Annotated in this window: 18 protein-coding genes and 1 pseudogene; 13 read left to right on the forward strand and 6 right to left on the reverse strand. The window is 70.7% G+C overall.

What is annotated here, in order from left to right; genetic code table 11:
* The 4 genes and pseudogenes from AB0J64_RS17950 to AB0J64_RS17965 all read left to right on the forward strand — a co-directional run.
* A pseudogene (locus AB0J64_RS17950) lies at nt 1–574 on the forward strand (RNA helicase); the annotation flags it as partial.
* A gap of 234 nt (nt 575–808) precedes the next feature.
* Nucleotides 809–1,840: a LacI family DNA-binding transcriptional regulator gene (locus AB0J64_RS17955; RefSeq protein WP_364027895.1), complete on the forward strand. Its 1,032-nt coding sequence runs from the start codon at nt 809–811 to the stop codon at nt 1,838–1,840.
* A 67-nt stretch (nt 1,841–1,907) separates the two neighbouring features.
* Nucleotides 1,908–4,295: a glycoside hydrolase family 2 protein gene (locus AB0J64_RS17960; protein ID WP_364027898.1), complete on the forward strand. Its 2,388-nt coding sequence runs from the start codon at nt 1,908–1,910 to the stop codon at nt 4,293–4,295.
* Nucleotides 4,296–4,306: 11 nt separating this feature from the next.
* A complete protein-coding gene (locus tag AB0J64_RS17965) occupies nt 4,307–5,317 on the forward strand; it encodes a cellulase family glycosylhydrolase (RefSeq protein WP_364027901.1) in 1,011 nt (336 codons plus the stop codon).
* On the opposite strand, the gene AB0J64_RS17970 is transcribed toward AB0J64_RS17965, so the two are convergent.
* The 4 genes from AB0J64_RS17970 to AB0J64_RS17985 all read right to left on the reverse strand — a co-directional run bounded on the left by AB0J64_RS17970 (nt 5,298) and on the right by AB0J64_RS17985 (nt 9,709).
* Nucleotides 5,298–6,251, reverse strand: a complete 954-nt coding sequence (locus AB0J64_RS17970; protein WP_364027904.1) for a carbohydrate ABC transporter permease — start codon at nt 6,249–6,251, stop codon at nt 5,298–5,300. The two genes, AB0J64_RS17965 and AB0J64_RS17970, sit on opposite strands and share 20 nt — an antisense overlap.
* A complete protein-coding gene (locus AB0J64_RS17975; protein WP_364027906.1) occupies nt 6,251–7,162 on the reverse strand; it encodes a sugar ABC transporter permease in 912 nt (303 codons plus the stop codon). The genes AB0J64_RS17970 and AB0J64_RS17975 overlap by 1 nt, the downstream gene beginning before the upstream one ends.
* A 54-nt stretch (nt 7,163–7,216) precedes the next feature.
* Nucleotides 7,217–8,473, reverse strand: coding sequence for an extracellular solute-binding protein (locus AB0J64_RS17980; RefSeq protein ID WP_364027909.1), 1,257 nt, complete (start codon nt 8,471–8,473; stop codon nt 7,217–7,219).
* 195 nt (nt 8,474–8,668) lie between these two features.
* A complete protein-coding gene (locus AB0J64_RS17985) occupies nt 8,669–9,709 on the reverse strand; it encodes a LacI family DNA-binding transcriptional regulator (RefSeq protein WP_364027912.1) in 1,041 nt (346 codons plus the stop codon).
* Between the two features lie 204 nt (nt 9,710–9,913).
* Here AB0J64_RS17985 and AB0J64_RS17990 point away from each other — a divergent pair, with 204 nt between their 5' ends.
* The 7 genes from AB0J64_RS17990 (at nt 9,914) to AB0J64_RS18020 (ending at nt 15,608) form a co-directional block, all read left to right on the forward strand.
* Nucleotides 9,914–10,876, forward strand: coding sequence for an acetylxylan esterase (locus AB0J64_RS17990; RefSeq protein WP_364027915.1), 963 nt, complete (start codon nt 9,914–9,916; stop codon nt 10,874–10,876).
* Nucleotides 10,877–10,979: 103 nt separating this feature from the next.
* Nucleotides 10,980–11,243 (forward strand): phosphoribosyl-ATP diphosphatase, encoded by a 264-nt coding sequence (locus AB0J64_RS17995; RefSeq protein ID WP_020547470.1) that lies wholly within the window; start codon nt 10,980–10,982, stop codon nt 11,241–11,243.
* A 64-nt stretch (nt 11,244–11,307) separates the two neighbouring features.
* On the forward strand, nt 11,308–12,153 hold the full coding sequence (gene hisG, locus AB0J64_RS18000; RefSeq protein ID WP_364027918.1) for an ATP phosphoribosyltransferase: 846 nt from the start codon (nt 11,308–11,310) through the stop codon (nt 12,151–12,153).
* Nucleotides 12,154–12,248: 95 nt separating this feature from the next.
* A complete protein-coding gene (locus tag AB0J64_RS18005; RefSeq protein WP_364027920.1) occupies nt 12,249–13,133 on the forward strand; it encodes an ABC transporter ATP-binding protein in 885 nt (294 codons plus the stop codon).
* Entirely contained in the window at nt 13,133–13,867 is a 735-nt protein-coding gene (locus AB0J64_RS18010) for an ABC transporter permease (RefSeq protein WP_364027923.1), read from the forward strand. Before AB0J64_RS18005 ends, AB0J64_RS18010 begins: the two co-directional genes overlap by 1 nt.
* A complete protein-coding gene (locus tag AB0J64_RS18015; RefSeq protein WP_364027926.1) occupies nt 13,864–15,006 on the forward strand; it encodes a histidine kinase in 1,143 nt (380 codons plus the stop codon). Before AB0J64_RS18010 ends, AB0J64_RS18015 begins: the two co-directional genes overlap by 4 nt.
* On the forward strand, nt 15,003–15,608 hold the full coding sequence (locus AB0J64_RS18020; RefSeq protein WP_344995269.1) for a response regulator transcription factor: 606 nt from the start codon (nt 15,003–15,005) through the stop codon (nt 15,606–15,608). Before AB0J64_RS18015 ends, AB0J64_RS18020 begins: the two co-directional genes overlap by 4 nt.
* 17 nt (nt 15,609–15,625) lie before the next feature.
* On the opposite strand, the gene AB0J64_RS18025 is transcribed toward AB0J64_RS18020, so the two are convergent.
* Both AB0J64_RS18025 and AB0J64_RS18030 read right to left on the reverse strand, forming a co-directional pair.
* Complete coding sequence (locus AB0J64_RS18025) at nt 15,626–17,665, reverse strand: hypothetical protein (RefSeq protein ID WP_364027929.1); 2,040 nt, start codon at nt 17,663–17,665, stop codon at nt 15,626–15,628.
* A 196-nt stretch (nt 17,666–17,861) separates the two neighbouring features.
* Nucleotides 17,862–18,887 (reverse strand): EAL domain-containing protein, encoded by a 1,026-nt coding sequence (locus AB0J64_RS18030; RefSeq protein ID WP_364027932.1) that lies wholly within the window; start codon nt 18,885–18,887, stop codon nt 17,862–17,864.
* A 119-nt stretch (nt 18,888–19,006) separates the two neighbouring features.
* Here AB0J64_RS18030 and AB0J64_RS18035 point away from each other — a divergent pair, with 119 nt between their 5' ends.
* A complete protein-coding gene (locus tag AB0J64_RS18035) occupies nt 19,007–19,681 on the forward strand; it encodes an acVLRF1 family peptidyl-tRNA hydrolase (RefSeq protein ID WP_364027935.1) in 675 nt (224 codons plus the stop codon).
* A 202-nt stretch (nt 19,682–19,883) separates the two neighbouring features.
* Nucleotides 19,884–20,495, forward strand: coding sequence for a Uma2 family endonuclease (locus AB0J64_RS18040; protein WP_364027938.1), 612 nt, complete (start codon nt 19,884–19,886; stop codon nt 20,493–20,495).
* Nucleotides 20,496–20,501 lie beyond the last annotated feature (6 nt).

Raw genomic sequence — 20,501 nt, forward strand, 5'->3', positions numbered from 1 at the left:
CTGGGAGCCGGACGTCCGCAAGCCGCTCCGCCAGCGCCGCGACGGCGGGCCCGGCGAGCGCCGCAACCGTCGTCCGCGCCGCGACTTCGACGGTGACCGCGGTCCTCGGCGTCACGAGGACGGGGCGCGCGCGTTCGGGTCCGGTTCGGGTGAGGACCGTCGGCCGCGCCGCCACGAGGACGGTGACCGGCCGTTCGCGTCCGGTGAGGACCGTCGTCCCCGTCGGCATGCCGATGGCGAGCGGCCGTTCGGGCGTTCGCCGGAGCCGCGTACCGTCGGCGACGACCGCCGCCGCGACGGGCGCCCGCGTGGCGCGTACCGCTCCGACGACCGGCCGGCCCGCCAGGACGACCGCGGCCCGCGCGGTGGCTTCCGCTCCGACGACCGGGGCGGGCGTTACGGCGACCGCGGCCGCCCGGTCGCGGCCGACCGCAGCGTCGCGGCCGACCGCAGCGAGCGCGGCTACCGCGCCGACGGCCCGCGTGACGGCTACCGCGCCCCCGGCGGCCGCTCGGACGAGCGCGGCACCGGCGGCGGCTACCGCCGCAACTCGGGCCGTCGCTTCGACCGCTGACCCGAGGCCCGGCCTGACGGCGCCCCGCCCTGCCCCGCCTCTGGATGCTCGAGCGTGACGTCTGGGGCGCCGTGCCTTTGAGTGCGGCGTCCGAGGGCCGCGCCCTTGGGTGCCCGGTTCTGATCGTCGAACTGCCCGTCGCCTCCCCGTCAAGGGGAGTGCGGCGGGCAGTGTCATGAGGCGTAGAGTCGCGCTGGTGCCAGACGTGAACCGGTAAACCCCAAGGAACGGCCGATGAAGCGACCCACGATCGACGACATCGCACGCAGGGCCGGCGTCTCGAAAGGGGCGGTGTCGTTCGCGCTGAACGGCCGGCCCGGCGTCTCCAGCGAGACGCGCCGCCGCATCCAGGCCATCGCCACCGAGCTGGGCTGGCAGCCCAACAGCCTCGCGCGGGCCCTGTTCGACGGTCGGCCCGACGTGCTGGGGCTGGTCGTGGACCGGCCGGCGCGCACGCTGGGGCTGGAGCCGTTCTTCATGCAGCTGATCTCCGGCATCGAGGCCACGCTGTCGGCGGTGTCCGTCGGGCTGCTGCTGCAGATGACCGAGGACCACGAGGCCGAGATCGCGATATACCGGAAATGGTGGGCACAGCACCGGGTGGCCGGGGTGTTCGTCGTGGATCTGCGTACCGAGGATGCCAGGATCGACGTCCTGGAGGAGCTGCGGCTGCCCGCCGTGGTCATCGGCGGCCCCGAGAGGACGGGGCGGCTGCCCGCCGTCTGGATCGACGACGGCGGCGCGCTCGCCGCCGTGGTCGAGCACCTGGCCGGGCTGGGGCACCGCAGGATCGCCAGGGTCGCGGGCCCGGAGGAGCTCATGCACACCGGCGTCAGGACCGCCGCCATGCGCGAGACGGCCGCAAGACTGGGCGTGGAGAGCGTCACCGTGTACGCCGACTACAGCGGCGAGAGCGGCGAGCGCGCCACGCTCGACCTCCTGCGCGGACCCGACAGGCCCACCGCCATCGTGTACGACAACGACGTGATGGCCGTCGCCGGCACCGCCGCCGCCCGCGAGGCGGGGATCTCGGTGCCCGGCGAGCTCTCCGTCGTGGCCTGGGACGACTCCGCCCTGTGCCTGCTCGCGAGGCCGCACCTGACGGCGGTCAGCAGGGACATCGCCGCCTACGGCGCCCATGCCGCCCGATCCCTGCTCGACCTGGTCCAGGGCCGCGAGGTGGCCGACACGCGCCAGGGCGACCCGCGCCTCGTCTCCAGGGGCAGTACCGCTCCGCCGCCAGGTGACCGCGCAGAAACCTCATGATCGGCATTGCAACTAAACGGGTTTAGTGATGCGATGTCAATCTCCGCCGCTCGAGCTCGGAGGCTTGATGAGCCCGTTCCGCCCCCTGCATGAAGCCTGGACCGTCCGCTCGGCGAGCGGCGACGTGCGGGCCCCGGCCGTCGTGCCCGGCTGCGTGCACACCGACCTGCTCGCCGCGGGTCTGATCCCCGATCCCTATCTCGACGACAACGAGACCCGCCTGGCCTGGATCGGACGCACCGCATGGTGTTACGAGACGGAGTTCTCGTGGGACGGCACCGAGCACGAGCGCACCGACCTGGTGTGCGAGGGGCTCGATACCGTGGCCGCCATCGAGCTCAACGGCGTCCGGGTGGGCGAGAGCGCCAACATGCACCGCTCCTACCGGTTCGACGTCCGCCGCGCGCTGCGGGTCGGGACCAACCGGCTGACGGTCACGTTCGGGTCGGCCCTCGAGTACGCCGAGCGGCTGAAAGAGGAGCTCGGCGACCGCCCCGGCTCCTACACCCAGCCCTACCAGTTCATCAGGAAGATGGCCTGCAACTTCGGCTGGGACTGGGGGCCGACGCTGATCACGGCCGGCATCTGGAAGCCGATCGGGCTGCACGAGTGGAGCGGGGCCAGGATCGCCGGGGTGCGGCCGCTCGTCACCCTCGGCGACGGCACCGCCAGGGTGGACGTCCACGTCGAGGTGGAGAAGGCGGGGACCGTCGAGGTGACCGCGGCGATCAAGGGCGTCTCGGGGCGTGCCGTGATCCCCGAGGGCCGGAGCGAGGCCGTGATCACGCTGGAGGTGCCCGACCCGGAGCTGTGGTGGCCGAGAGGGTACGGTGAGCAGCCGCTCCACGAGCTCGAGGTGCGGGCCGGCGACGACGTGTGGCGCCGCGAGATCGGGCTGCGCGAGGTGAGCCTGCGTACCGAGGGCGGCGCGTTCACGCTGGCCGTCAACGGCGCCGACGTGTTCGTCAGAGGGGTCAACTGGATCCCCGACGACTGCTTCCCCACCAGGGTGGACCGCGACCGCTACGCCACCAGGCTCGCCGAGGCGTGCGAGGCGAACGTCAACCTGATCCGGGTGTGGGGCGGCGGCCTGTACGAGAGCGAGGACTTCTACGACCTGTGCGACCGGCTCGGCCTGCTGGTCTGGCAGGACTTCCCGTTCGCCTGCGCCGCCTACCCCGAGGAGGAGCCGATCAGGGCCGAGGTGGAGGCGGAGGCGCGCGAGCAGGTCGCCAGGCTGAGCGCGCACCCGAGCCTGGTCCTGTGGTGCGGCAACAACGAGAACATCGAGGGCTACTTCGACTGGGGCTGGCAGGACTCGCTCGAGGGACGCAGCTGGGGCGGGCACTTCTACCTCGAGCTGCTGCCGAGCATCGTGGCCGAGCTGGACCCGACCCGTCCGTACTGGCCGGGCAGCCCCTACTCGGGCTCCATGGACCTGCCGCCCAACGACCCGGGCCACGGCACCATGCACATCTGGGACGTGTGGAACCAGCGCGACTACGCCGTCTACCGCGACTACCGGCCCCGCATGGCCGCCGAGTTCGGCTTCCAGGGACCTGCCGCGTACGCCACCATCCGCAGGGCGATCAGCGACGAGCCGCTGCTGCCCGACTCCCGTGGGCTGCTGCACCACCAGAAGGCCATCGACGGCAACCTCAAGCTGGCCGCCGGGCTCAAGCCGTACTTCCCCGTCCCGGAGACCTTCGACGACTGGCACTACCTCACCCAGCTCAACCAGGCGCGTGCCATCCAGCTCGGGGTGGAGCACTTCAGGTCGCTCTGGCCGCACTGCGCGGGCAGCGTGGTGTGGCAGCTCAACGACTGCTGGCCGGTCACCTCGTGGTCGGCCGTGGACGGGGACGGCAGGAAGAAGCCGCTGTTCCACGCGCTGCGCAGGGCCTACGCCGACCGGCTGCTGACCGTGCAGCCGCGCGACGGCGGCCTGGCGGTGGTCGCCGTCAACGACACCGGGCGGCCGTGGCGGGCCTCGGCGCGGGCCGTACGGCACGGCTTCGACGGCACCACGATCGCGGCACAGTCCCTCGAGCTGGACGTGCCGCCGCGTACCGCCGTCACCCTGCCGCTGGCCGCCTCCGTCGCCGAGCCGGGCGACCCGGCGGGCGAGCTGGTCGTCGTCGAGATCAGCGATCAGCCGGTGGGCCGGGCGCTGTGGTTCTTCGCGCCCGACCGGGACCTGCGCCTGCCGGAGCCGCGTTACGACACGGCGGCCGAGCCCACCACGGACGGGCTGCGGCTGACGGTCATCGCCCGTACGCTCCTGCGCGACCTGGCCGTCTTCCCCGACCGGCTCGACCCGGACGCCGAGGTCGACGACCAGCTCGTCACGCTGCTGCCCGGTGAGCGGGCCGAGTTCCTGATCAGTACGGCGGGGCTGGACGAGCGAGCTCTGGTCAGCGCGCCGGTGCTGAGCTGCGTGAATGACGTTCTGTGAATGATGTGGTGATGAGCATGAGGCGGTACGGGTTCAACCTGCAGTGGATGTTCTGGAAGGAGCCGGGCGTCAAGCCGGCGCCGGTGGACGAGCGGGTGCTGGACGCGATCGCCTCGTGGGGCTTCGAGTTCGTCCGCATGCCGTGCGACTACCGGTTCTGGACCGACGGGCTCGACTACGCCAACCCGGACGAGCGGGTGCTCGAGGTGCTCGACACCTACCTCGAGGCCTGCCGCGAGCGCGGCCTGCACCTGTCGCTCAACCTCCACCGCGCCCCCGGCTACGTGATCACCGGCTGGGAGAGCGAGCACCACAACCTCTGGGCTGACCGGGCGGCGCAGGACGGCTTCAGCGCCATCTGGACCGGCTTCGCCCGCCGGTACCGGGGCGTGCCCGCCGACGAGCTCTCCTTCGACCTCGTCAACGAGCCGCCCTCCGTGGGGGAGCGGGGGTTCACCAGGGCGGCGCACGAGGCGGTCATCCGCCGCGTGGTGGCCGAGATCAGGCAGGCCGATCCGGACCGGCCGATCGTGATCGACGGGCTGGGCGGCGGTCACCTCGCCATGCCGGAGCTGGCCGACCTCGGCGTGGTCCACAGCACCCGCGGCTACCAGCCGATGAGCGTGAGCCACTACCGGGCCGAGTGGTGGCCCGGCTCACAGGGCCTGGGTGAGCCCGCCTATCCCTGCGACTACGAGGGGCGGCACTGGGACCGGGCCGGGCTGCGCGACTTCTACGCCCCGTGGCGGGCGGTGGCCGATGAGGGCGTGCCCGTCCACGTGGGGGAGTTCGGCTGCTACGAGCACACGCCGAACGACGTCGCGCTGCGCTGGCTGTCCGACGTGCTCGGCGTGTTCGCCTCGTTCGGCTGGGGGTACGCGCTCTGGCAGTTCGAGGGGCCGTTCGGGGTGATCGGCCACCGGCGGCCCGGCGGGCGCTTCGAGCAGCTCGACGGGTTCCCGGTCGACAGGGACCTCCTGGAGCTGCTCCAAGCGCACCGGGTCAGCCCTTCAGGCCGCTGAGCGCGATGCCTCTGGTGAAGTACTTCTGGAAGATCAGGAAGAAGACGATCGTCGGGGCCGAGGCGATCAGTCCGCCCGCCATGATCGCGCCCTGGTGGTCGGGTCCGGTGAAATAGGAGTTGAGCCTGGCCAGCGCGACGGGGACGTTGGCCATCTCGTCGCTCTGCACGATGATGAGCGGCCAGAGGAAGTTGTTCCACTCCGCGAGCACGATGAAGATCGACATCGCGGCGAGCGCCGGTCGCAGCAGCGGCAGCACGATCTTCCACCAGATCCGCCACTCGCCGGCGCCGTCCACCCTGGCCGCCTGGATCAGCTCGTTCGGGAGCGACTGCAGGAACTGCACCAGGAAGAAGAGCACGAACGCCTTGGCCAGCGCCGGGATGATGTAGGCGGTGTAGCTGTCCAGCCAGCCCAGGTTCCGCATGATCACGTAGTTGGGGATCAGCGTGGTCTGCCAGGGCACCATCATCGAGGCGATGATCATCAGGAAGATCGTCCGGCGGCCCTTGATGTCGTGCTTGGCGATCACGTACGCGGCCAGCGAGCAGATCAGCAGCGACCCGACGGTGATGGTCGTCGTGATGAGGAGGCTGTTGAACAGGAATCGCCAGAACCCGAAGTCCACCTGGTAGCGCTGGAAGATGCCCTGCAGGTGGCCGGTGACCCCTTTGGGGGTCCAGTCCGGGTCGTAGAAGTTGTCGAACGTGGGAGACTTCGGCACGAACGACGGCGGCGTCTGGGCCAGTTCCCTCGGCGGCTTGAACACCGTGATGATCAGCCAGTAGAACGGCGCGATCATCGTCAGCGACAGCAGGTAGAACGGCAGCCGCAGCAGATGCCTGTTGATCCGGGAGCTCCGGCTCGCGCCGGTCTCCGCCCGGTGCTTGGGCGGCTGGACCGGGGCGATCGTGTCCATCGGGGCGACGGCCATCACAGCTCCTTCATGGCGCGGCCCACGCGCAGGTTGACGAGGCTCAGCACGAAGATGATCAGGAAGAGCACCCAGGCGATCGCCGAGGCGTAGCCCAGCCTGAAGTGGGTGAATCCCTGGTCGTAGAGGTAGGGAACGATCATCAGGCCCGAGTCGAGCACGCCGCCCACGGTGTTGGCGCCCGTCGAGAAGACGATGTAGACGGCCTCGAACACCTGGAACGCGCCGATCAGGCCGGTCACCACGACGTACGTGGTGACGGGGCGCAGCAGCGGCAGCGTGATGTGGCGGAACTGCCGCCAGGTGGACGCGCCGTCGATCCTGGCGGCCTCGTAGTACTCCTCGGGGATCGAGCCGAGCCCCGCCACGTACAGCACCATGCCGTAGCCCATGCCGCCCCACACCGACATCAGCACCAGGATCGGGATCGCCAGGGCCGGCGTGGCCAGCCAGGCGACGGCGTTGCCGCCGAACCAGCTCACGATCGTGTTGGCCAGGCCCACGTCGCTGGGGAACAGGACCCACTTCCACATCAGCATGAGCGCGATGGAGGAGGTCACCGAGGGGAGGAAGAACACGGTGCGCATGATCCGGTGCAGCCAGCCGGTGCCGTTGAACGCCAGGGCGAGGCAGAGCGACAGCAGCGTGCCGAGCACGACCGACCCCACGACGTACAGGGCCGTGTTGCTGAGCGCGTGGCGGAACCTGGCATCCTGCGCCAGCTGGACGAAGTTGTCCAGCCCGGTGAACACCGCGGGATTGATCCCGTCGAACTTGGTGAAGCTCAGGTAGAGCGAGTTGGCCAGCGGCCAGAGCAGGAACCCCGCGAACAGCGCGAGAAAGGGCAGCAGCATCGCGTACGAGGTGCCGTAGCGGCGCAACCTACTGCGCAGGGGGATGGGGGAGGCCATTTCAGACTCCTGGATCGGAGGGCCGGGACCGGTCGCGCCGGTCCCGGCGGACGGCTATCCGGCGTTGCGCTCCATGACCTTGGCGGCCTCCGCCAGTGCGGTCTTGATGTCTGACTTGCCGAGGATCGCCGACTGGAGCTGCTTGGTCACGTCCGGGGCGCTCTCGTCCCAGCCGGGGCACCCCGGCGCGGCCTTGCCGGTCTTGATCGAGGCCTCGAACACCGTCGCCTGCTCGGGCGTGAACACCGAGCCGTTCACGATCTTGTCGGGACGCGGTGAGATGTAGGAGATGTTCCGCTTCTTGGCCTCGTCCGCGATCGCCGCGATGGCCTCGTCGCTGTACATGAAGTTGACGAAGTCGGCGCTGGTCTGGACGTACTTGCTGAAGGAGGTCACGCCGATCGCGCGGCCGCCGATGAACGCCGTCGGTCCGGCCGGGCCCGCGGGGATCGTGGTCATCGCCCACTTGCCCTTGAGCTTCGGCTTGTTGACGTCGATGCCCTTGGCGATCCAGTTGCCCGCCTCCACCAGCGCGGTGCCGGTGTCCAGCGCGTCGGAGCCCTCCACGGTGGCCGTGGGCGCGCCGTGCTTCTGGTAGAGGTCCACCCAGTACTTCAGTGCCTGCTCGGCCTGGGGGGTGTTGAGCGAGGGCTTGCAGTCGGCGGTGTAGAAGGAGCCGCCGGCCTGGTAGAGGTAGTTGAAGTAGCCGATCCAGTCCAGGTTGCCCCAGTCCTGGCTGAAGGGCTTCTTCACCCCGGCCGCCTTGAGCTTGTCGATGGCCGCGGTCAGCTCCTCCCAGGTCTTGGGCGGCTGGACCTTGGCCTTCTCCAGCAGGTCGGTGCGGTAGTAGAGGGCGAGGGTCGACATGTCCAGCGGCACGCCGTACACCGAGCCGTCGGGGGAGACGGCCGACTCCCACTGCGCGGGCAGCGCCTGCGCCTTGAGCGCGTCGGCCCCGTACTTGCGCAGATCGACCATGGCGCCCCTGGTGCCGAACTGGATGGTCCAGGTCATGCCGCCGGAGATGATGTCGGGCCCGCTGCGGCTGGTGGCCGCCGCCAGGAGCTTGGCGTACGCGTCGCTCCACGCCAGGGTCTGCACCTTGATCGTGACGTTCGGGTGCTTCTGGTGATAGAGGTCGGCCGCCTTCTGGAAGGTCGCGGTCTCGTCATCCCCGCCCGTGGACCAGAAGGACAGGGCCTGGGGGGCGTTCTGGTCTGCCTGCTTGGTCTCCGTCTGGCCACTCGTGGCGCAGGCCGCGCTCAGGACCGTCAGCAGGACCGTGCTGCACGCTGCCATCGTTCGTCGCATGGGGGCTATCCGATCTATCGGTCGGATGGGCGCCGGGGCTCCCTGTTGGCGGGGCGTGCGGATGTGCGAGGGCATCCCCACGACCGGTGCCCAATTTCTATGGTGTAGGGATCTCACCACTTAAACGGATAAGTTACAATAGCCAGCCTGCGAGGTTGCCAAAATGTTTCCCCTCGCAGCGCCGCTGACCTGTGGCTACATGGCCCGTGAAACGGTTCGGTCACGGCCTGCGGGAGCGGTGCTGCCCCGGGGCAGCAAGCGTGCAGGCGGCCCCTCCAGGCTCCCCGTCTCCCCGCTCTCGATCAGCCGGAGAAGGGTCCGCGCGACGTGGGCGCCGGAGGCGGGGATGTCGCGGGTCACCGCCGTGAGTGACGGCCGCACCACCTGGGAGAGCGGCGAGTCGTCCCAGCCCACGATTGACAGGTCGGCGGGCACGTCCAGGCGCATCTCCTGGGCCACGGACAGCCCCGCCACCGCCATGATGTCGTTGTCGTAGACGATCGCGGTGGGCCTGGCCCGGGAGCTGAGCAGCCGCCGGGTCGCCCGGGCGCCCTGCTCGCCCGTGTAGTCGGTGTGGGCGACCGGATGCTCGGTCACGCCCAGCTCGGCGCAGATCTCCGAGAACGCCTCGTCCCTGATCCTGGTGTGGAGCAGCGCCGGCAGTCCGGCCACCCTGGCGATGCTCCGGTGGCCGAGCGCCGCGAGATACTCGATCACCTCGCGCAGCACGGCCACCTCGTCCGACCACACCGCGGGCAGCGAGCCGGCGCCCGACGGGTGCCCGGTCACGACCGCCGGCATGCCGAGCCGCTCGACCACCGGCACGCGGGGATCGTCGGCGTGCAGGTCGACCAGGATCGCGCCGTCCACCCTGCCCTCGCCCCACCAGCGCCGGTAGACCGCGATCTCGGTCTCGTGGTCGGGCACCACCTGCAGCATGAGCGCGCACGAGCTGGCCGCCAGCTCGTCCTCGATGCCGCTGATCATCTCCATGAAGAACGGCTCCACGCCGAGGAAGCGCGCGGGGCGGCACAGGACGAGGCCGATGGCGTCGGCCCTGGCGCCGCTGAGCGAGCGCGCGGCCAGGTTGGGGCGCCAGCCGATCTCCTGCGCGATCGCCTGGATGCGCGCCCTGGTCTCCGCGGAGACCCCGGGCTGGCCGTTCAGGGCATAGGAGACGGCGCCCTTGGACACGCCGGCCCGCTTGGCGATGTCGGCGATCGTTGGCCTCTTCACCCCGTGCTCCTCTCGCGAACTGACTGAACCGTATCAGCGATAGTGTCCGCCGCCTTGGCGTATTCGGCCTCCGCAAGACACGGGGGTGGGGTGATGTGCCAGGCGGCCATGAAGCGGTTCAGCAACGGAGGAGTGACGGCCATTGCCACTGAACGGGTTTGGTGATGGCATGTCAGCCGATCCCCTGTGCCTTATGGAGTCCAGATGTTCGTTGACATGCCGCTCGCGCAGCTGCGCGAGTACCTCCCCGAACGCACCGAGCCCGCCGACTTCGACGCCTTCTGGGAACGCACGCTCGCCGAGGCCCGCACCCACGACCTTGCCGCCGAGTTCACCCCGGTGCCGTCCCCGCTGACCGTCGCCGAGGTGTACGACGTCACCTTCGCCGGGTTCGGCGGCCACCCGATCAAGGGCTGGTTCCTGCTCCCGCGCCACGCAGCGGGGCCCGTGCCGTGCGTGGTCGAGTACCAGGGGTACGGCGGCGGGCGCGGCCTGCCGATCGACTGGCTGCTCTGGCCCAGCCTCGGCTACGCGGTCTTCGTCATGGACAGCAGAGGCCAGGGCGCCGGCGGATGGCGGCGCGGCGACACCGCCGACCCCTTCCCCGGCACCGGCCCCACCACGCCGGGCGTCATGACCAGCGGCATCCACGACCCGGACGCCTACTACTACCGGCGGCTCTACACCGACGCGGTGCGCGCGGTGGAGGCCGCCAGGTCGCACCCCATGGTGGGCGCGGTCGCCGTCAGCGGCGCCAGCCAGGGCGGGGCCATCGCGCTGGCCGCCTCGGCGCTGGTGCCCGGTCTCGCCTGCGCCTTCCTCGACGTGCCGTTCATGTGCCACATCAGGCACGCCACCGAGGTCACCGGCGAACATCCCTACGCCGAGATCGCCGCCTACTGCCGGGCGTTCAAGGAGCGGGTGGAGCCGGTCTTCGAGACCCTGGCGTACTTCGACGGCGTCAACTTCGCCGCCCGCGCCACCACGCCCGCGCTGTTCTCGGTCGGGCTGCAGGACGGGATCACGCCGCCGTCCACGGTGTTCGCCGCCCACAACCACTACGCCGGTGAGAAGGAGATCAAGGTCTACCCGTACAACGGGCACGAAGGCGGCGAGTCCGCGCAGGCCATGGAGCGCATCGCGATGGCGCGGAAAGCCCTCGGATGAGATGAGCGAGGACGGCGCCGTCTCGCGTGGCGGACGCGGGGCGGCGTCACCCTCTCCCGCAGACTAGGCTTGACCGCACGTCAGCCAACCTACGAGAGAGACCATGAAGACCTTCGAAGAGCTGTTCGCCGAGCTGTCAGAGAAGGCCAGGACCCGGCCCGCGGGCTCGGGCACCGTGGCCGCGCTCGACGCAGGCGTCCATGCCATCGGCAAGAAGGTCGTCGAGGAGGCCGCCGAAAGCTGGATGGCCGCCGAGCACGAGTCGGACGACAGGGCAGCCGAGGAGATCTCGCAGCTCCTCTACCACGTGCAGGTGCTCATGATCGCCAAGGGCATCGGCCTCGACCAGGTCTACAAGCATCTCTAGGGCGCCCGGCGCCCGCCACCAAGCCCCTGGAGAAGCAACCGCGAGACAATTCGAGGACCTGAACATGCTGCGTCTGGCAGTACCGAACAAGGGCGCGCTCAGCGAGGCCGCCCAGCAGATGCTCAAGGAGGCCGGCTACCGGCCCCGCAGGGACAGCAAGGAGCTCGTCGTCGTCGACGAGGCCAACGGCTGCGAGCTGTTCTTCCTGCGCCCCCGCGACATCGCCGTCTACGTCGGCGAGGGCACGCTCGACGTCGGCATCACCGGCAGGGACATGCTGGTCGACTCCGGCGCGCCGGTCGAGGAGATCATGCCGCTCGGCTTCGGCGCCTCCACCTTCCGCCTGGCCGCCGCGGCGGGCACCATGACGTCGGCCGAGGACCTCAACGGCCGCCGCGTCGCCACCTCCTACGCGGGCCTGCTCGACAAGTACCTCTCCGACCAGGGCGTCGACGCCCGCGTGATCAAGCTGGACGGCGCCGTCGAGACCGCCATCCGGCTCGGCGTGGCCGACGCGGTGGCCGACGTCGTGGAGACCGGCACCACGCTGCGCAACGTCGGCCTCGAGGTGTTCGGCGAGCCGATCATGCGCTCGGAGGGCGTGCTGATCAAGCAGCAGGGCTCGTCGGAGACGCCCGGCCTCGAGCAGCTCGTCCGCCGCTTCCAGGGCGTCGTGCACGCCCGCGACTTCGTCATGATGGACTACGACATCCGCGCCGAGCGCATCGAGGAGGCCATCGCGCTGACGCCCGGCATGGAGGGCCCCACGGTCTCGCCGCTGCACCGCGAGGGCTGGGTCGCCGTGCGGGCCATGGTCCGCCGCCACGGCCACCAGCGGGTGATGGACCAGCTCTGGGACATCGGCGCGCGGGCCATCCTGGTCACCGACATCTACGCCTGCCGCCTGTGAGGCCTCGCCCTCCGGCGCCGGTCTGACAAATGTCATGGCCAACGCCGGAGGGAACACACTAACCCCCGCAAATCCCCGCCCCTAGCGTTCTCCTCATGAACGCCATCGTGTTCGACCACGTCAGCAAGCACTACGGGGACGTGCTCGCCGTCGACGACCTCTCGCTCGCCATCGAGCCAGGCAAGACCGTGGCCCTGCTCGGCCCCAACGGCGCCGGCAAGTCGACCTCCATCAACCTGCTGCTCGGCCTGCTCAAGCCCACCCGCGGCACGGTCTCCATCCACGGCCGCACCTCCGACCAGGCGGTCAGGGCCGGCGAGATGGGCGCGATGCTCCAGAACGGCGCGCTCATCCCCGAGCTGTCCGTCAAGGAGCTCATCGACCTCGTACGCCGGCTCTACCCCCGGCCGCTCGGCCTTGAGGAGATCCTCAAGCTGGCCGACCTGACCGACCTCGCGAACCGCCGGGCGAACAAGCTGTCCGGCGGCCAGTCGCAGCGCGTCAGGTTCGCCCTGGCCATCGCGGGGGCGCCCAAGATCCTGCTGCTCGACGAGCCGACCGCCGCCATGGACGTGGAGTCCAGGCTGCGGTTCTGGGCCGGCATGCACGACTACGCGGCGGACGGCAGGACCGTGCTGTTCGCCACCCACTACCTGGAGGAGGCCGACGAGCACTCCGACCGGGTGATCGTCATCGCCAAGGGGCGGCTGGCCGCCGACGGCACCGCCGCCGAGATCAAGGCCGCGGCCGGCGGCCACACCGTCAGCTTCGCCCTCGGCGACCAGCCCGCGGCCGGCCTCGACCGGCTGCCCGGGGTCACCGTGGTGGAGGTCGTCGCCGGCACCGCCACCCTGCACACCACCGACACCGACGCCACCCTGGCCGGTCTCTACCGGGGCACCACGCTCGACGTGCGCGAGCTGAAGGTCTCCGGCGCCGACCTCGAAGCCGCCTTCCTCGCCCTCACCAAGGAGTCCTGATGCTCTTCTACGCCAAGACCGAGGCGATGAGGATGCTGCGCAACCGGCGCTACCTCATCTTCGTCGTCGCCTTCCCCGTCCTGCTCTACGTGATCAACGCCAACATCTACGGCAAGCAGACCGACGCGGGCGGCGTGCGGTACAGCGTCATCCTGATGGTCTCGATGGCCGCCTACGGGGCGCTGGCCTCCTCCATGATGAGCACGGCGGTGCCCTGGGCCACCGAGCGGCAGTCCGGCTGGCTGCGCCAGCTCCAGATCACCCCGCTCCCGAACTGGTCGATCATCGCGACCAAGCTGGCCACCGCCATGCTGCTCGTGCTGCCCTCGCTGGTGCTGGTGAGCGTGGTCGCGGTGGTGCAGCAGGGCGTGTCGCTGTCGCCCGGCACGTGGGCGTCTGTGCTGCTCGCGATGTGGCTGGGCGTGCTGCCGTTCGTCGCGCTGGGGCTGGCCATCGGATCCGTGCTGTCGGCGGACGCGGCCCAGCCGGCCGCGATGCTCTGCATGTTCGCGCTGGCGATCGCCGGCGGGCTGTGGTTCCCGCCCGAGGTGTTCGGCGACACCCTGCGCACGATCGCGGACTTCACCCCGTCCTTCCACTACGCCCGGCTGGGCCAGAGCCTCGCCGCAGGCCACGGCCTGCCTATGACGGACCTGCTGGTCGTCGCCGGATGGGGCGTCGCTCTCGGGGCCGTGGCCGTCTTCCTCTACCGGCGGGCTACCGTACGAGCATGAGCTTCGCCGAGAAGATCAGCTTCGGGGACGCCGATGGCAGGCCGTCGCGCAAGCGGCGGCTGCTCGGTGTCTCGGTGGGCCTGGTCTATCTGGTCTTCCCCATCACCGAGATCGTGTCGGGCACCATGGCCGGGACCCGGGCGGTCTGGGCGGCGGTGCTGCTGGGCGCGTTCATCGCGTCCTTCCTCGCCACGGTGCTGGCCAACAGGAGCTTCTTCGAGCGCAGCCGCCTGACCTATCCGCTGCTCGTGCTGACCACCGTGCTCGGCATGACAGGCGCGCTCACCTTCGGCGACTCCTGGCTGAGCCTGCCGGTCTACTGCGTCGTGCTGTACGGGTTCACGCTGCCGGCCCTCTGGGCCGTCTGGGCCATGCTCGCCAGCCTCGCGGTCGTCGTCGGCGCCGGGCTGATCAACCACACCGAGGCTGACACGATGATCGTGCTGGGGCTGCAGGTGCTGACGCTCGGGGTGCTGTTCATCAGCGTGCGCAACACCAGGGTGCTCTCCGTCAAGCTCCGCCGGGCCCAGGACGAGATGGCCCGGCTGGCGGCCACCGAGGAGCGGCTGCGCATCGCCCGCGACCTGCACGACCTGCTGGGGCACAGCCTGTCGCTGATCGTGCTCAAGAGCGAGCTGGCCGGGCGGCTGGCCGAGGACTCGCCGCAGGCGCACAAGGAGATCGCCGACATCGAGTCCGTCGCCAGGAAGGCGCTGGAGGAGGTGCGCGAGGCCGTCACCGGCTACCGGCAGCGCAGCCTGCCCGAGGAGCTCGACAGCGCCAGGTCCGTGTTAGGGGCGGCGGGCGTGGAGGCCGAGGTGCGGGTCTCGGGCACGCCGCTGCCCGGCCTGCTCGACGGGCTGCTCGGCTGGTCCGTACGCGAGGGCACGACCAACGTCGTGCGCCACGCGCGGGCCACGCGGTGCGAGATCAAGGTGACGTACGACGGCCGGCAGGCCACCCTGGAGATCGTGGACAACGGAAAAGGCGGCGACGGGCCGTACACGATGGGCAGCGGGCTGAGCGGGCTCCACGAACGGGTGGCGGGCGCGGGCGGCACGGTGGCGGCGGGCCCCGTGCCGGGAGGCGGCCACCGGCTGCGGGTGCTGGTCCCGGCCGGGACGGAGGCGGGCGAGTGATCCGCGTGATGCTGGCCGAGGACCAGGGCATGGTACGCGGCGCGCTGGCGTCCCTGCTGGGCCTGGAGCCCGACATCGAGGTGGCCGGCGAGGCCGCCGACGGGGTCGAGGCGGTCGCGGTCGCGGCCGAGGTCCGGCCCGACATCGCGCTGCTGGACATCGAGATGCCCGGCATGGACGGGCTCGCGGCCTGCGCGAAGATCACCCAGGAGGTGCCGGGGTGCCGGGTGATGATCCTGACGACGTTCGGGCGGCCCGGCTACCTGCGTACCGCCATGGAGGCGGGAGCGTCGGCGTTCCTGGTCAAGGACAGCCCGGCCAGGGAACTGGCGGCGGCGATCCGGCGGGTGCACGCGGGGGAGCGCGTGATCGACCCCGGCCTGGCGGCGGCCGCGCTCAGCGCGGGGCCGAACCCGCTGTCGGGACGGGAGCGGGACGTGCTGGGGGCGGCGGCGGACGGCTCGACCATCGGCGACATCGCACTCAAGCTGCACCTGTCGGAGGGGACCGTGCGCAACTACCTGTCGTCGGCCATCCAGAAGACGCACGCCCGCAACCGCATCGAGGCCGTGCAGCGCGCCAAGGCGCAAGGGTGGCTCTAGGCCGCGTCTTCCAAAGATTACCGCTCCAGTTCGCCGAGAAGTGCCAGAGCCTGCTCGGCGAAACCCGCGTGACCGGAATCGGCCGCGCGTCGAAGCGCAGCGCGGTCGCCCCGCATCTCACCCACCCGGAAGGCAGCCTCGGCGACCAACTCAGGGTCGTCCGTTGCCCTCAAGGTGAGGTCATACCATCGAAGGGACTCTTCTTCGTCTCCGAGCCAATAACAGAGCTCGCCCAGATGTGCCGCTGCCAGCGCGGCATTCTCGTCACCGGATTCGATGACCGGCCCGTACCATCGCACCGCGTCGGGCAGATCGCGGGCGATCTTGGACAGATAGCCCAGCTGCATCGCTGCCCGATGGACCACTGCCGGTCGACCGCTCGCCGCCGCGCGCAGCCACCATTCCTGGGCCGTTTCCATGTCGTCGACGCTCTGCGCACGATCCCCGAGAAACATCATCGCCTCGGCCGCGCCCTCGTCGCCCTCTTCGGCGATCTTGACAAGCAGGGACCGTGCCCTGTGTTCGCGTCCTGCTCGGTGGAGGAGGCGCGCGTGGGCGAAGGCCGCGTACGAGTCCCCGGCGGCAAGCTCCGGGCCGCCCTTCTCGATCGCCGTCTTCCGCGCCGCCTCCGCAACCACCGGATCGCCGGTCTCGTCCAGAATCCGGGCCAGGGTGACGAGCGCCTGTGCGGCCGGTTCCGTCCCGCCGAGCTCGTCGACGCTCGTCCAGTAGGCCGCGAGGGCCCAGGCCCCGGCCTCGTCCTCGGGCTCGCCAAAGGTCGCGTAGTGATCGCTGAGCTCGGCGTAGGCAGCTGCCGCCAGCCCCGGGAAGCGGGCACCGGCCATTTCCGCGATGCACCTCACCTCCTCGGGCGAGTGCATGGCCACCATCGTCCGCATCAGGCGCTCACCGATGGCGGCGGCGACCTCCTCCGGGTAGGCGTTCCCGCTTTCGAGCGCGTACCGCCACATCGTCGACCCGAACTCGGCCGCAACACGCAACTCCAGCAGGGCGGCCACTGTGTCGTCGTCGCCCTCGCGGGCATGGGCGAACGCCAGGTCGGCGGCGATCAGGGCCATCCGGGTGTGGTCGAGGGCGCCGCCGGGCCCCGTCCCGTCGGCGGTCTCGAAGTCGCCGTCGAGAAGGGCCATGGCGAAGTCGATCACTTCGTCCCCGCCGTCGTACGCGCGCCTCAGCTCGTTCAGCGCCCCGAAGCGGTCACCCGCGCTCATGAGCCGATACGCGCGCTCGGCGGGGGACACCATGCCCGCGCGCTCGCGGGCCTCGCCCATGAACTCGGGCATTCCGATCGCGTGCACGATCAGGTACGCGGCCCGCGCGTCCGCGTCCCGGCCATCCCGGGAGAGCCGGACGCAGAGCTCCAAGGCCGCCCTCGCCTCGTGGGTGACCCGGTCGTCGAAGTTCAGGGCGTCGAGGTCGATGTCGAGATCGTCAAGAGCCAGGAGCGCCCGCACCGTGGCCTCGGGGTCGTCGACAGCGGTCGCGCGCCGGAACGCGTCAGCCGCCCCTTCCCTGTCGCCCCGGTCCTTGAGGATCAGGCCGCGACGCACCAACTGACCGCCCGCCACCGTCCAGCCCCATGAGGCGAAGCCGGTGCCCATTCCCTGGCCCTCGCGGAGCGGCTCCAGCCAGCGCGCGTCGGTGACGACGACGTCGTAGTCAGCTTGGACGAGTTTGTCGTCGTGCTCCCACCGTTCATGCCACCGGTGGAGGCGCCGATCGAGTTCCGTGTGGTGGGTTTCGTACAAGCCTGCGAGCTCATCGCCGGCGGGGAGGTTCCGGGCAGCGACCCTCTCCACGCTCTCGATGAAGCGGCCCGCGTTCGCGTCGACCCAGTCCCGGTCGAGGGCGTCTTCAAGCGGGACGAGGCCGTTGAGCGGGCCGCGCCGCCGTCCCGCCTCCCCGTCGGCGGCCTGCCACAGCACGCCGAAGAAGAAGCTCCGCCCCTCAGGAAGGAGATCCCTGTGAGGCTGGGACGGATCGTAGTCGGCCAGGAACACACGCAGGCGCACGCGCCGCTCGTCCAGCTCCAGCACGCGGACGCCATGGGTATAGCTGATCATCCAGCCTCGATCGTTGATCATGCGCAGGGTCGGCGGCCATGAACTATAGGGGGCGAACCGTCTTGCTCTCGGGCCTTTTCCATAATTCGGTTTGCGCCGCCGCTCCGAACCTCCGCCGCCTGGCCGACCGAAGAGCTTCAGGACACTCCTGGCGCAGGCCGGGCCGGGATCATCTGCCGCTGATCGAGGTCACCTGCCTGATCAGGTCGGAGACGCGGACGATGCCGAGGCAGCGGTTCATCTCGTCGGTGACCACCAGGTCGTCGTAGACGCGGGTCGCGTCCCTGCCCGCGGCCTGCATGGCCGCGATCGCCGGGGTCGTCCGCGGCACCGTGCGCGGCGGGTCGGCCAGGCGCCGCGCCGGTTTCTGGCCGTGCAGGGCGTGCCCGTAGCGGGCCGCGAACGACAGCAGGAAGCGGCTCCTGTCCAGGCTCCCCTTGGGCCGCTGGAACTCGTCCACCAGGATCACGCTGGTGATCGTCGGCTCCTGCCCGAACGCCGCCACGGCCTCCTCCGCCTTGGCCTCCGCGGGCAGCGTCACCGCCGGGATGAGCAGCTCCTGGACGCGCGGGCCGAGCATGGCCGCGGCGGGCTCGTCGGTGACGGGGAGCGGCACCCGTACCCTGCCGTCGGGTCGGGGGGCGAGCAAGGGGCCGTGCGCGAGGCGTACGCCGAGGCCGCGGACCGCCGCGAGCTGCGGCTCGCGTTCGACGCCCGGTGCGAGCACGTGGGCGCCGATGCCGCGGGCGAGCGTGACCACCGCCCGCGCCACCGCCGACGCGCGGTGGTCGCCCGGGATGCGCGCGACCAGCTCGGGATCGAGGGCCAGCAGGTACGGGCCCGCCTCCGTGGCCAGATCGAGGGCCGCGCCGACCGTCCCGACGTCGGCGAAGCCGAGGAGGTAGCCGATCGTGCGCAGGCCGTCGAGCCCGACCTTCAGGAGCGGGCGGTCCTGCTCCTGGCACGGTCCGGTCAGCAGCAGGATGGCCTCGCGCGGATGCCTGCCCGCCCTTCTGAGGGCTTCGTGCAGCGGGGCCAGCGCGCCCGCGCCGGCCAGGACGATCCCGATGGGCAGCTCCAGCACCATGGGCAGCGGGGCCGCCCTGAGCGTTCCCGTGGAGTCGACGACCGCCGGGTGGGCGATGACCGCCCCGGTGTCGAGATCCACCACGGGGCTGGTGAGCAGGGAGGACACGTACAGATGCTGCTGCAACCCCGTGGGGCGCAGAAGCCCCGCGAGCCAGAATTAACCGACATTTCGTTTTGACTCGGCGGGTGCTGGGGGAACGGCCGCGTTCCGTTAGCCTTCGGAGCATGAGTGCGCGTCCGGCCAGGGGCGGCGGCCGGTGGGTGACGGTGCCGCCGGAGCGCCTGCATCCGTGGATCGACGGGTTCGCGGACCGCCACGGGCCCTTCTCGGCCTCCGGTGACGACCGGGTCGTACGGCTCGAGGCCGCCGACGGGGCGCTGGCCGAGCTGCACGTGCCGTTCCCGCCCATGAGGCCGCCCGGGCCGCCGCACGTCACCCGGCTCGTCGCTCACGCGCGGGCGGAGCGGCGGGTGGGGGTGTTCCTGGTGCGGCTCGGGGGCTACGCGGCCGGGGTCTTCTCCGGGGCGTCGCTGGTGGTCTCCAAGGTGGGGTCGCGGCTGGTGCAGGGGCGCACGGCGGCGGGCGGGTGGTCGCAGCAGCGCTTCGCCCGGCGCCGGCAGAATCAGGCGGCCCAGGCGTACGACGACGCGGTGGAGACCGCGGTGCGGGTGCTGACCCCGTACCTGGGGGAGCTGGACGGGGTGGTGCTGGGCGGGGACCGCCGGGCTGTGGACGCCCTGCGCGACGACCGGCGTCTCGCCCCTCTCCTCGCGCTGGAGGCGGGGCCGTTCCTGGTGGTCCCGGATCCGAAGCTGGCCGTGCTCCGCGACACCCCGTCGTCCTTCCGCGCCGCCCGCATCCGCGTGGTGGATCCCCCCGGCGTCAGCCCTCCGGGATGACCTCGACGTCCTTGACCACGACCGTCCGGAGGGCAGCGCACCTCGCGGGCGAGGGCGCGCACTGAGGGTGACAATCGCTTGGGGCTGGAGGGAGGCGGCGACAGGGGTTCCGTTGCGACATCGGGCAGCTGTACCTATCGGCGGTACAGCTCCCGACCATGCGATACTCTTCGTGTCTGAACGAACACGTAGGGAGCCCATCATGGTCATGGCCTCACGCAGGCGCCCCTGCAGGCTCACGCCCGAGACCGACACCGCACCGCTTCCCGCCACAGCCCGCGAGCTGTTCGACGCGCTGCCGCCCCTTCCCGGCCTCCGTACCGAAGTCATCGATGGGAGATTGATCGTGAGCCCCGTCGGCACCCCCGAGCACGCAAGAATCGCGATGCTGATCTACCGTGCGTTGCTTCCTCTGGTCGTTCAACGCGGCTGGGACGGCTTCGCGGGCAATGTGGATGTCTGCATCGATGGACCGCGGACCCCGGTCGAGCCCGATTTCGTGCTCGCCCCGCCTGACTGCCGTCGCTGGGGCGACCGGGAGTTGCTGTCTTCGGGTCTGCTGATGGTGGCCGAGGTGATCTCGCCGAGCAGCGCCGAAGACGATCGGGTGAAGAAGCCTCCCATGTACGCCGCAGGCGGCGTTCCGGTCATGCTTCTGGTGGACCCGATCGCCACACCGCCCACCGTCACTGTGCTCAGCGACGCCAAAGAAGGCGAATACCAGACCGTCACCCGCGTCGCCATGGGCTCCACGGTGCACATCCCCGACCCGATTGGCTTCGACCTCGACACCGCCGTCTTCTCCCAGCGTTAAGACCTG

The sequence above is a fragment of the Nonomuraea sp. NPDC049695 genome, assembly GCF_040674955.1.
Lineage (GTDB): Bacteria > Actinomycetota > Actinomycetes > Streptosporangiales > Streptosporangiaceae > Nonomuraea > Nonomuraea helvata.

Bases quoted from the DNA above. Each gene is read 5' to 3' on its own strand.
- AB0J64_RS17955 (WP_364027895.1), top strand. From the start codon at position 809: ATGAAGCGACCCACGATCGACGACATCGCACGCAGGGCCGGCGTCTCG.
- AB0J64_RS17960 (WP_364027898.1), top strand. From the start codon at position 1,908: ATGAGCCCGTTCCGCCCCCTGCATGAAGCCTGGACCGTCCGCTCGGCG.
- AB0J64_RS17965 (WP_364027901.1), top strand. From the start codon at position 4,307: ATGAGCATGAGGCGGTACGGGTTCAACCTGCAGTGGATGTTCTGGAAG.
- AB0J64_RS17970 (WP_364027904.1), bottom strand. From the start codon at position 6,251: ATGGCCGTCGCCCCGATGGACACGATCGCCCCGGTCCAGCCGCCCAAG.
- AB0J64_RS17975 (WP_364027906.1), bottom strand. From the start codon at position 7,162: ATGGCCTCCCCCATCCCCCTGCGCAGTAGGTTGCGCCGCTACGGCACC.
- AB0J64_RS17980 (WP_364027909.1), bottom strand. From the start codon at position 8,473: ATGCGACGAACGATGGCAGCGTGCAGCACGGTCCTGCTGACGGTCCTG.
- AB0J64_RS17990 (WP_364027915.1), top strand. From the start codon at position 9,914: ATGTTCGTTGACATGCCGCTCGCGCAGCTGCGCGAGTACCTCCCCGAA.
- AB0J64_RS17995 (WP_020547470.1), top strand. From the start codon at position 10,980: ATGAAGACCTTCGAAGAGCTGTTCGCCGAGCTGTCAGAGAAGGCCAGG.
- hisG (WP_364027918.1), top strand. From the start codon at position 11,308: ATGCTGCGTCTGGCAGTACCGAACAAGGGCGCGCTCAGCGAGGCCGCC.
- AB0J64_RS18005 (WP_364027920.1), top strand. From the start codon at position 12,249: ATGAACGCCATCGTGTTCGACCACGTCAGCAAGCACTACGGGGACGTG.
- AB0J64_RS18010 (WP_364027923.1), top strand. From the start codon at position 13,133: ATGCTCTTCTACGCCAAGACCGAGGCGATGAGGATGCTGCGCAACCGG.
- AB0J64_RS18015 (WP_364027926.1), top strand. From the start codon at position 13,864: ATGAGCTTCGCCGAGAAGATCAGCTTCGGGGACGCCGATGGCAGGCCG.
- AB0J64_RS18035 (WP_364027935.1), top strand. From the start codon at position 19,007: ATGAGTGCGCGTCCGGCCAGGGGCGGCGGCCGGTGGGTGACGGTGCCG.
- AB0J64_RS18040 (WP_364027938.1), top strand. From the start codon at position 19,884: ATGGTCATGGCCTCACGCAGGCGCCCCTGCAGGCTCACGCCCGAGACC.